Origin of the sequence: Streptomyces atratus (assembly GCF_014648655.1) — a bacterium.
GTDB lineage: Bacteria > Actinomycetota > Actinomycetes > Streptomycetales > Streptomycetaceae > Streptomyces > Streptomyces atratus.
Window position 1 is genome coordinate 1 of sequence record NZ_BMRN01000098.1, and the last position, 11,042, is coordinate 11,042.

Annotated in this window: 7 protein-coding genes and 1 pseudogene; 1 reads left to right on the forward strand and 7 read right to left on the reverse strand. The window is 68.6% G+C overall.

From position 1 onward, the window contains the following. Positions 1–106 precede the first annotated feature (106 nt). The 7 genes and pseudogenes from IEZ15_RS46135 to IEZ15_RS42465 all read right to left on the reverse strand — a co-directional run. Positions 107–226 (reverse strand): annotated as a pseudogene (locus tag IEZ15_RS46135) (restriction endonuclease); the annotation flags it as partial. A gap of 661 nt (positions 227–887) precedes the next feature. Continuing rightward, the gene (locus IEZ15_RS42440; RefSeq protein WP_189282285.1) at positions 888–2,705 is read right to left on the reverse strand and encodes an ABC transporter ATP-binding protein; all 1,818 of its coding nucleotides are present in this window, start codon (positions 2,703–2,705) and stop codon (positions 888–890) included. Continuing rightward, positions 2,702–3,772, reverse strand: coding sequence for an LLM class flavin-dependent oxidoreductase (locus tag IEZ15_RS42445; RefSeq protein WP_189282286.1), 1,071 nt, complete (start codon positions 3,770–3,772; stop codon positions 2,702–2,704). Before IEZ15_RS42445 ends, IEZ15_RS42440 begins: the two co-directional genes overlap by 4 nt. Before the next feature lie 46 nt (positions 3,773–3,818). Further along, positions 3,819–4,238: a lasso peptide biosynthesis B2 protein gene (locus IEZ15_RS42450; RefSeq protein WP_189282287.1), complete on the reverse strand. Its 420-nt coding sequence runs from the start codon at positions 4,236–4,238 to the stop codon at positions 3,819–3,821. Next, positions 4,235–4,495 (reverse strand): lasso peptide biosynthesis PqqD family chaperone, encoded by a 261-nt coding sequence (locus IEZ15_RS42455; protein WP_189282288.1) that lies wholly within the window; start codon positions 4,493–4,495, stop codon positions 4,235–4,237. The genes IEZ15_RS42450 and IEZ15_RS42455 overlap by 4 nt, the downstream gene beginning before the upstream one ends. Then, entirely contained in the window at positions 4,492–6,315 is a 1,824-nt protein-coding gene (locus tag IEZ15_RS42460) for an asparagine synthase-related protein (RefSeq protein ID WP_189282289.1), read from the reverse strand. The genes IEZ15_RS42455 and IEZ15_RS42460 overlap by 4 nt, the downstream gene beginning before the upstream one ends. 527 nt (positions 6,316–6,842) lie before the next feature. Continuing rightward, entirely contained in the window at positions 6,843–6,971 is a 129-nt protein-coding gene (locus IEZ15_RS42465) for a keywimysin-related RiPP (protein ID WP_189282290.1), read from the reverse strand. A 342-nt stretch (positions 6,972–7,313) separates the two neighbouring features. Here IEZ15_RS42465 and IEZ15_RS42470 point away from each other — a divergent pair, with 342 nt between their 5' ends. Beyond that, entirely contained in the window at positions 7,314–10,979 is a 3,666-nt protein-coding gene (locus IEZ15_RS42470; protein WP_189282291.1) for an nSTAND1 domain-containing NTPase, read from the forward strand. Positions 10,980–11,042 lie beyond the last annotated feature (63 nt).

Genomic DNA, 11,042 nt, shown 5'->3' on the forward strand with positions numbered 1-11,042 from the left:
AGACCCCGGGGCTATACGCGGCCCGGGGCCCCTAGCTTTCCGGGGCCTGCCGCATCGCACGGGAGTGCGTGTAAGCCCTGGGATCTGTGGCCGCTCCCCCTGGGCGCTATATGGCGGCCGGGAGCGGTTCTGCGAGCCGATCCAGCCGCTCGTAGAGGGCCCGCACGAGCCGGGCCCGGTTCTGGGCGCAGCGTGCGGTGCCCAAGGACGCCACGGACGTCGTTCTTCGGCAGGTGGAACCTTCAGCTTGCTGACCAACCAATTCTCAACCACAGACCAACTGCCCTCACCTCGCTGTCCAGCTCCAACACCCTCACCCACCACCCCGAACACCCTGCAAGACAACACCCATCAGCCCACTCAACCGCATCCACCCACCTGGACACTGAAACGAGAACCACCCCAGACAAAAACACGAGAACTCCCACTTTGGCCCACGAAAACACAGAAGAACTATCTCTACCAAAGCACTGTTTTCGCTGGTCAGAGCGCTATTCGGAGTGCTTTCGTTGACGTCATCCGCCCCACGGGACGCAGTGGTGTCTCAATAGGCGGACAAACGGCAGTGCCGTCACCGGAAACGGCGACGGCCCCCTGGTGGGCAGGGAGCCGTCTGTAGAAGACCGAACGTTCCCGACGAAGGAGAAGCTCAAGTCCATGAACGAGACTACGACTCCGACCCCGGCACCGAAACCCCCGAGTACATCCCGATGGGCGGTACGAGCACGACGGATGCGCAATGAGGCCGGCCTCTACCTGATCCGCGGCGCAGCCACTTCTGCCGGAGGCGCCATCGTGGCGTACGGCGGTGTCTGGCTCCATTCGCGCTGAGGACGGTTCAGTCCGGCCCTGGAACTCGTGTTCGTTTGAACGGCCGCCCATCCGCCTCAGTCGATGAGCAGCTGGGAACGAGCAGCGGGGCGGGCAATGTGATCCTGTCCGGCCCCGCTGTGGTGAGGGAATTGGGTGGCCGCCAGCCGTGCGTAGAGGGGGTCGGAGGCGATCAGTTCGTGATGGGTTCCTGCTGCCCGGACCCGGCCGGCTTCCATGACGAGGATGTGGTCGGCCATGGTGACCGTGGACAGGCGGTGTGCGATGACCAGCACCGTGGTTTGGCGTGCCACCTCGGCGATGATGTCGCGGAGGACGGCCTCGTTGGCAGCGTCTAGGTGTGCTGTGGCCTCGTCCAGGAGCAGCAGTCGTGGTTGGCGTAGGAGGGCTCGGGCGATGGCTACCCTTTGGCGTTCGCCGCCGGACAGGTGGCTTCCGCAGTGGCCGACGGGGGTGTCGAGGCCTTGTGGGAGGCGGTCGATGAGGGTGTCGAGGTGGGTGCGCCGCAGGGCCTGGTGGATGGCGTGGTCGGGGGTATGGGGGGCGGCGAGCAGGAGATTGTCGCGGAGCGTTCCAGCCAGTACGGGGGCGTCTTGTTCGACATAACCGATGCTTGCCCGCAGTTGGTCGAGGGGCCAGCGGCGGATGTCTTTGCCGTCGATGAGGATGCGGCCGCTGGTGGGGTTGTAGAACCGTTCGATCAGTGCGAAGACTGTGGTCTTTCCGGCGCCGGACGGGCCGACGAGTGCGGTGAGCCCGGGGCCGGGGACGGTGAAGGACACCCCTCGGTGGACCTGGGGTGGTCCGTCCCTGTAGGCGAAGATAACGTCCTGGAAAGTGACGCGAGCTGGGTGCGGGATGGTGTGCGGGCGGCGGGCGGCGGGGTCCGGTGCGGGTTCGATCTCCAACTGCTGGGCCTGGGTGATGCGGGCGATCGCTGCGGATCCGGTGTGGTATTGCGTGAACGCGTCGATGAGTTGGGCGACCGGGGCGGTCAGGTAGAACAGGAACAGTAGGAAAGCGACGAGCGTGGAGGGTTCGATCGCCCCTGAGGCGACCCGTGCGCCGCCGGTGCCCAGAACCGCCAGGAAGGCGGTCTGGATTGCGAGTCCGGTCGAGGAGGAGGCGAGTGCTTGCCAGCGGGCGGCTTGTGCCCCGTGAGTCCAGGCGCGGTGGGCGGCGGCGTGGACTGCGGTGGTCTCGCGGTCCTCGGCCCCTGAGGCCTTGACCGTCCGCAGGGCACCGAGGCTGCGTTCGAGTGTCGAGGCGAGCGATCCGACCGATTCCTGGGCGGCGTGGGTGGCGCGGGCGATCTGCGGCATCAGCATTGTCGTTGCTGCGGTGCTGAGGGCGATGACGCCCAGTGCGACTCCGAGCAGGACCAGGTCGAGTGCTCCCATCAGGACAATGGCGGCGATGAGGGTGGCTGCCCCGGTGAAGCCGGAGACCAGGCTGTGAGTGGAGACCTGGCGCAGCAGGGTGGTGTCGGAGGTGACGCGGGAGAGCAGGTCGCCGGGTTCGGTCCGGTCGGCTTCGGGGATGCGCAGGCGTAGGAGTCGGGTGGTGAGGCGTTGGCGGGCGGTGAGGACCACTGACTCGGCGGTGCGTTCGAGAAGGTACTGGCCGCTTCCTTGAATCACGGCGCCTGTTATCACGAGGGCGGTCAGGGTGATCAGCACGGTGGTGTAGGGGCGGTCGGCGGCCAGGGCGTCGACGAGGGCTTTGGCCGCCAGCGGCTGGGCCAGGGCTGCGGCTGATCCGGTCAGGGTCAGGAGTCCGCCGGTTGCGATGGCCGCGCGGTGGGGCCGGATGTAGCTGTACAGGGCCCGCCAGGTCTGCCGGACCGAGAGCGGTGGGGCCGGGGAGTGGGTCATTGGGGGGCTCCGGCGGTGGTGCTCAGCTGGGCGCGGACGGCGGGGAAGACGTCGGTGGCCAGGCGCCGCAGGTTGTGCAGTGCCGTACTGGGGTCGGTCTCCACGTGACACAGGACGGTGGTGCATCCGGAGATGGTGATGTGGTCTGCCAGTCGTTGTGCGCAGGTTGCCGCGTCGCCCACGGGTTGGGTGACGAGCAGGCGTTCGGTGACGGCGTCGATGAGGGCGTCGTCGACGGCCGGATCGGTGCTGGGGGGATCGTTGCTGGTCAGCAGTTGGAGTTGGTGGTCGCCTTCGAGTAGGCGTTGGGCGCGGGCCCGCATCAGGGCGTGGGCCTGTTCGGGGGTGTCGGTGACGTGGGCGTAGAGGGCGAAGGCGTGTTCGTAGCCGTCGGCGCGGTGGCCGGCGGCGGCGGCCAGTTTGGCGTGCAGGGCCACCATGTCGGCTTTGGCCTCGGCGTTCTTGTCGTAGAAGAGCAGGAGGGGCAGGCCGCGGGTGGCTGCGGTTTCGATGGTGGCCGGTGAGCTGGCGGCCACGTGGATGGGGGGTCGGGTTCCGGGGCGTGGTTCGGGGACGACGGGTACTTCGCGGAATGCGTGGAGGTTCGTCTGAGACTGCGCGGTGCCGTTCCAGGCGTTGTGGACGATGTCGAGTGCCTCGCCCAGGCCGTGCTGCCAGTGTTCGATGCCGCGGCCGATCACCTCGTACTCCGCGGCCGGCTGGCCGCGGCCGACGCCCAGGGCAAATCGGCCGCCGGACAGATGGTCGAGCAGGGCGGCTTGCTCGGCGACGTGTACGGGTGGGTGCAGGGGCAGGAGGGTCACTGCGGTGCCGACGCGCAGGTGTTGGGTGTGGCCGAGCAGGAAGGCGGCCAGGGTCAGCGCGGAGGGGTTGACGGAGGTGTCGAGGAAGTGATGTTCGGTCACCCAGAGGTCGTCGAGCGCCAGGTTTTCCGCCGCCTTGGCCAGTGCCAGGGTACGGGCGAAGACGTCTGCGGAGGTGTGGCCGGGGGCCCGTTCGCTGCCGAGGAGCACACCGAGGCGCAGCGGGGGTGTGGTTGTCGTCATGGCGTGTCGTCTCCTGGGCTTGGGGCGGGCGCCGGTTGGGTGGGGGTCATCGGCGTGCGGGCACGGTCATGACGGGGAGGAATAGGTGGGTGTCATCGGGCTCGCCCACCGGTTGTCCCTCGGCTTCGACCCAGGCGTGGGCGCGGAAGGGTTCGGTGCGTACTCCGGTGCACCAGTCGGGCCACACGCCCCTCAGTCGGCACAGGGCCGCGGTGGCTACGGACCGTTGCAGGCAGCCCTGTCCGGCGCAGCGCACGCTTACAGCGACTACGGCGTCGCGTGCGGCAAGTGCTTGGGCGTGGGAGGCGGGGCGTGCGCCAAATTGCAGCCAGGCCAAGACCTGGGACAGGCGGCGGGGGGAAAGGCGGATCAGCAAGCCGGCTACGGGCACGACGGCCCGGGCGGCGATGCGGTGGGGGAGGGATGGCCGGCTGCGGGCGGACTGCAGGCCGATCGGCATGCTCATGACTGCACCAGGCGGCTGGTGCGCAGTGACGTCAGCAGGGCCTGGACGTCGCCGGGGATCCGGTCGGCTGCCTTGGGGTGCCGGTTGCGCAGTTCCGCGGTTACCTCAGCAATGTCGCTGGCGCGGAGCAGGAGTGACAGGATCTCGCTTCCGGAGGCGTTGAGCTGCCAGTAGCGGCCGTTGCGGCGGTCCAGCAGGACCGACTCACCGTTCTCGGTTCGGGTTTCGGTGACGTGAGGGGCGAGGCTGATCTTCATCGGTGGCCTCCGGGCAGCGCGGGTGAGGGGGCGGTGGTCGTCACGGAGCGCAGCCAGGACTCGCAGGCCAAGGTGGCGTCCAGCGGGATCATCGTCAGTGAGCCGGGGTGGAGGCCGAGCAGACCGGCGCGGAAGGCGTCGGGGTCGACCAGGCCTTTGTCGGCCAGGTGCAGGTGGTCGCAGAGTTCGGCGAGGTGGTGTTTGTGGCGTCGCAGTCCTGCGTACGCCTCGGCGCTGAACTCGGCCTTGGTGGGGCGGCCCAGGATGCGGTCCGGGACGATGCCGCGCATAGCGGCGGCGAGCGGTGGTTTGTACTGTGCGGTCTCGGCCCGGTCCAGGAGGCGGATCGACAATGCCGCTTCCACGACGCGGTCGTCGACGAACGGTGCGTGCCAGGCCACCCCCAGCGATGAGGTCATCCGGCTGACCCTGCGGATGGTGTTGCCGCATTCCTGGGCCATTTCCAGGGCGAGGTGCTGGCCTCGTTGGGGGGCGAGGGGTTCGGTGAGGGCGGCGTCGCGGAGCATGCCGCGGACGGTTTCCACCGCGTCCGGCGTGGCCCAGGCCGGCATCCGGAAGCTGACGCCCCAGCCGAAATCCGGCCGGGAGTTGCGGGGAGGAGGTGCGGCAAGGTCGTCGACTGCCGCGGCCAGCCAGGTGCCGTAGGAGCGGTTGTCGGCTAGAGCACACAGCGTGGGGCCGGACTTCCAGCGGAACATCGCCGCATGGGAGCGGGTCAGTCGCCAGGCTCTGCGGGGGGAAGTGCGGGCCAGGGTGTGGAGGTAGGTCGGCAGGGCGGCGAACAGTTCGTCTCCGCCGTGGCCGGTCAAGTGGTGTGACGATCCTTGTGCGACGGCCTGCCGGACCTGGGCAAGCTGCTGGGCCTGGGTCCGGATCCAGGCGAACGGGCCTTCCGCGTCCTCCGTCGGCGTCATGAGGTCCTCGTACCACAGGGGCAGATCGTCCGGATGGGTCACCACATGCTCGGCACCGGGCAGGGCCGCGGCGGCTTGTTCCGCCCAGGTCTGGTCGTCGTTGGCGCTGTCCCGGGCTCCCCACAGATGTGTGACCAGGCGGGCGGGGCCGCGGTCACCAGCGAGGAAGCACAAACTGGTGGAGTCCATCCCGCCGGAGAGGTCGGCGCTGATCGTGTCCGCTAGGTGGGTACGGGCGGCCACCGCGTCGTGCAGCGCGGACCGCAGACGCTCGGCGCCTTGCACGAGCGGCAGATCCGGCTCCGGCGCTGTCCACCACCTGACGACGCGGTGAGCATCGTCAGGTGTCAGCTCCAGGTATGAGTTCCCGGGAACCTTCTCGGTGCCCTGCCACAGGGGCCGTTCTCCCAACGGGTAGGGAATCAACGGGGCGAGCAGTTGGCGGGCCAGCAGGTCCTCGCGCAGGCCCGCGCCGGTCATCGCGGCGAGCAGGTCGGGCCGGTCCGCAGCGATGGTGGTGCCGTCCACCTGCGTGTAGTGGATCTGGCAGACGCCGGTGACGGTGCCCTGGGCCCGCACCCGCCCGTTGACCGAGGCGACCAGGTGTGCGGCGCCGGGCAGGGTGCGGGCGAGAGCGTCGAGTTCCTGAAGGCTGCGAGCGCGGCCGAGCGTGTCGGGGAGCGTGCGGGCGTCGATGCGGGTGCAGCCCAGCAAGGCGATGCGGTGGCGGCCGGCGCTGGTGGCGATGACGTCCGCCGGCTGCCAGTGGCCCACGATCCAGGGGCGGCCGGAGGCATGCCGCAGAAGCTGGCCGCCCGCCGTGGGGGCGGTGCGTTCTGCTATCGCCGCCGCGGCTGGGCTGTCGGCGAAAATCGCGAATCGCATATCTCTCCGTAACAGAACGTCGGGTGGTATGTACGCCTCTCGGCGACTCCAGCGTGTCGAGGGTCATGCAACCCGCGGCTTGAAGATCACGGAATCGGCGGTGGGGACGACGGTTTCCCTATCGCCAAGACCAGGGAGACTGAAAGCCGATCCGCTGTCAGGGCTGTCCAGGGTGGGCGGAGCCCACGCGCAGCGCCGCCGAAGGTGTCCTTGATCGACCGGATCAGCTCCACCCTCAGCAGTCGGGCGACCAGTCATCGGCTTCGACCGACGTGGAAAGTTCCGCAACACTCAAGGTGTTGAACTGCATGACCGCTCACCCACCGAGGCGGCTTGGGCTGGGCGCACGTGCTGGACCATTCGACGGCGGTCGGAAAATGGCTCTGTCTCGGATGTGCGGCAGAGGTCGAGAAAGGCGGTTCTGGCCGCCGTCGAATGTGGGCCGCCCTGATGATCAGGGGTGGTGCTCTATCTGTGAGGAGGCCGTTGACGGCCTCCTCACAGATAGAGCGGTGTTACTGGTCGGGTCAGTGGCAGCCGACTCGCAGGCACGTCCACCGGGAGTCGAAACCCCAGTTGGGGAGCCCCATGGTCACCTCGGCGAAGTCACCGATCTCCACCAGTGCGGGAGCCTCGTACTCGGTCTCTGTAGTCATGGCAGGTCATCTCCTTGAGTCTGGGCGGGCGTACGATCCCGTACACGCCACCGCTTTCGGACCGGCGAGCCCTCAATTGCGTTGCCGCAATGGTGGAGCGCCGCGTGGATGTGAATCGCTCGGTGCCGTTGTTGCTGATCTGGCAGCACCGAACGTTGTTCATTCCACCGGCCGGGGGTTTGTTTGGCAGTGGTGTTCCGGCGGCCAAACAATGGCCGGGCGCGATCTTTCGTGGGGTGGTGGGGGTGCGTAGGTTGGCCGCTGGCCTGCTGATGAGGCGGCCGGAGGGGTGGGGTCGTGGCGGGTCGTCGTGAGGTGCCGGTGGATCCAGGGGCGGGGCCGGTGCAACAGTTCGCGTTCGAGTTGCGCAAGCTGCGCACGGAGGCAGGTGGGATCACCTACCGGGTGCTGGCGGACCGGGCGGGTTATTCGATCACGACGTTGTCGCAGGCGGCTGGGGGTGAGCAGTTGCCGACGTTGCCGGTGGTTTTGGCGTATGCGGTGGCGTGCGGCGGTGATGGTGCGGTGTGGGAGGCGCGGTGGAGGCAGGCGGTGGAGGAGGCCGCCGCTTCGGGGACGGGGGATGACGGCGAGGAAGTGGATCCGCCGTACCGGGGTCTGGTGCGGTTCGAGGCCGGTGACAGTGACCGGTTCTTCGGCCGGAACAGGCTCACCGATGATCTGCTGCAGCTCGTGCGTCATCGGCGGTTCGCGGCGGTGTTCGGGCCGTCCGGCAGCGGCAAGTCCTCTCTGCTGCGCGCCGGCCTTGTCCCCGCCCTGCAGCACGCCCGGGAGGCGGGACTGCGGCCGGCGGCGATCCGGATCCTTACCCCGGGCCCGCATCCAGCGCGTACCCACGCCTCTCTCCTCACCCCCAGCAACACCAAGTCCGGGAGCGGCTGCCAGGACACGTTCGTGATCGTCGACCAGTTCGAAGAGGTCTTCACGCTCTGCCAGGATCCGGCCGAGCGCGCCCGGTTCATCGAGCTGCTCCTGAGCGCCCGCGAGCCTGAGAGCCGATTACGGGTGCTCATCGCGGTGCGCGCCGATTTCTACGGTCACTGTGCCGGGCACCGTGACCTGGCCGAGGCGTTGCGTGACGCCAACCTGCTGGCCGGCCCGATGAGCGCGGCGGAACTGCGCGACGTGATCGTCAAGCCGGCCTCGGCCAGTGGCTTGACCGTGGAGCGCGCCTTGACCTCCCAGCTCGTCCAGGAGGTCTCCGACGCGCCGGGCGGGCTGCCGCTGCTGTCGCATGTGCTGCTGGAGACCTGGCGCAGACGTAGGGGCAAAGCGTTGACCATGGCCGGATATGAGGCAGCCGGCGGCCTGGAGGGCGCCATCGCCAAGACCGCAGAGGACATCTACAGCCACTTCACCGAACCCCAGGCAACCGCAGCCCGCCGCATACTGCTGCGCCTGGTCGCCCCCGGCGACGGAACACCCGACACCCGCCGGCCTGCCGAGCGCGAAGAACTGCAGACCTCCAACGGGCAGGAAGACACCCCGGTCCTGGAAGCTCTGACCCGCGCACGCCTGCTCACCCTCGACAACACCACCGTCGAACTCGCCCACGAAGCACTGCTGACCGCCTGGCCACGACTGCGCGGGTGGATCGAAACAGACCGCGAACACCTACGCGTACACCGCAAACTCACCGAAGCAGCACAAACCTGGGAAGAACTCGGCCGCGACCCAGGCGCCCTCTACCGAGGAAGCCGACTCGCCGCTGCCCAGGAACACTTCAGCGGCTCCCGCCCCGCAGACTTGACCGACCTGGAGCAGGCCTTCCTCACTACTGGTCTTTCTGCGCGCGAACAGGAGGAGCGTGCCGCAGCGCGTACCACCCGGCGCTTGCGCACGCTCAGTGCCACCCTGTCCGTCTTCCTGGTCCTCGCCCTCACCGCGGGCCTGATCGCGTGGAATCAGAGCCGGATCAGTGACCGGCAGCGGCAAGCTGCCAATACCGCGCAACAGGTGGCCCTGTCCCGGCAGCTCGCCGCGCAATCCGCCTCGCTCATAGGGACAAACTCCGATCTCGCCTCGCTCCTGGCCATCCACGCCTACCGCACCAGCCCGACGTCCCAGGCCCTGGAGAGCCTTCACGGTGCTGTCGGCGTGCCTCTGCGTCACAGGCTCACCGGCCACCCCGGGGCTCTGGTATCGGTGGCGTTCAGTCCCGACGGGCGCACCCTGGCCACCGCCGGCGACGGCGGCACGGTGCGGTTATGGGACACCACCACAGGCCGTCTCCGTAAAAGTCTTCCCGGATTGACTTGGCGTGTGTTCTCCGTGGTTTTCAGCCCCGATGGACGGACCCTGGCCACCGCCAGCAGCGGCGATCCTTCAGTGCAGCTATGGGACACGGACACCGGCCAGCTCCGCAGCAGCCTGGGCAAACAAACCAACGGGACGATGTCGGTAGCGTTCAGTCCCGACGGGCGCACCCTGGCCACCGCCCAGCCCGGGCGCGGGGTGGAGCTGTGGGATACGGACACCCTGCGTCTCCGTAAGAGCCTTGGCGAACGAACCAACGGGACGGAGCTGGTGGCATTCAGTCCCGACGGGCGCACCCTGGCAGCCACCAGCGGTCACGAGCGCGTGGTGGGGCTGTGGGACGCGGACACCGGCCGCCTGCGCAAAAGTCTTGGGGAAGGAGCCCACGGGACGAGGGCGGTGGCGTTCAGCCCAGACGGGCGCACCCTGGCCACCGGCGGCGAAGACCACGCCGTACGACTGTGGGAGACGGGCACGGGGCGCCTTCGTAGGAGCCTTGGCGAACGAGCCAATGCAACGATGTCGGTGGCGTTCAGCCCGGACGGGCGCACCCTGGCCACCGGCGGCCTTGACCGTGCGGTGCGGCTGTGGGACACGGCCACCGGCGGCACTTTGGCCACGCTCCCCGGCCACGTCAACTTCATCTTCGCGGTGGCGTTCAGCCCGGACGGGCGCACCCTGGCCACCGGCGGCGAGGACCGGGCCGTGCGGCTGTGGGACATGACCGCCAGCCAGACCCGAGTTGTTCTCTCCAGCCCTCTCAAAACGGTGTTCTCGGTGGCGTTCAGCCCGGACGGGCGCACCCTCGCCACCGCGAGCGATGGGCGCGGGGTGGATTTGTGGGATACGGCCACCAACCACATCCGCAAGCGCCTCTCCGGACGCCTGAACGAAGTGATCTCGGCTGTGTTCAGCCCGGACGGGCGCACCCTGGTCACCCTCAGCAGCGACCGCGGGGCAGAGATGTGGGACGCGGACACCGGCCGTCTCCGCGCAGGGCTTTCCGGTGACACCAAGGATGCGTTCAGGGCAGAGTTCAGCCCGGACGGGCGCACCCTGGCCACCCGTGGCATGGAGCGTGGAGTGCAGTTGTGGGACGCCGGCACCGGCCGCCTCCACAGGAAACTGTCCGAACCCACCGATGGCATGGGCTCACTGGCGTTCAGTCCGAACGGGCACACCCTGGCCACTGGTGGCCAGGACAGCACGGTTCGGCTGTGGGACCCGGCCACCGGCCACCTCCGCAAAAGCCTGCCCGGACACACCGACGGCGTGGACTCGCTGGCCTTCAGCCCGGACGGGCACACCCTGGCCACCGCCAGCCTCGACAGCACGGTCCGGCTGTGGGACCCGGCCACCGGCCACCTCCGCAAAAGCCTGCCCGGACACACCGCCCCCGTCTTCTCCGTGGCCTTCAGCCCCGACGGCCGCATCCTGGCCACCGCCGGTAACGACGACCGCACAGTGCGGCTGTGGGACACCGACACGGGCATCACCCTGGCCACGCTCTCCGGACACACCGACACAGTCCTCTCCGTGGCCTTCAGCCCGGACGGGCACACCCTGGCCACCGCCAGCGCAGACAAGACCGTACGCATGTGGGCCGTAGCCCTACCCACCCCCACCACAGCGATCAGCAAAATATGCCGCGCAGTCGGCCGCGATCTCACCGCACAGGAACGCTCGGTATACCTACCCGACCAGCCACCCCACACCCCATGCCCAAGCTGAACCATCCCCTGCCAGCCGCACAGAAACAATCAGAGCACCTCAGCACCAACGTTCACACCGACG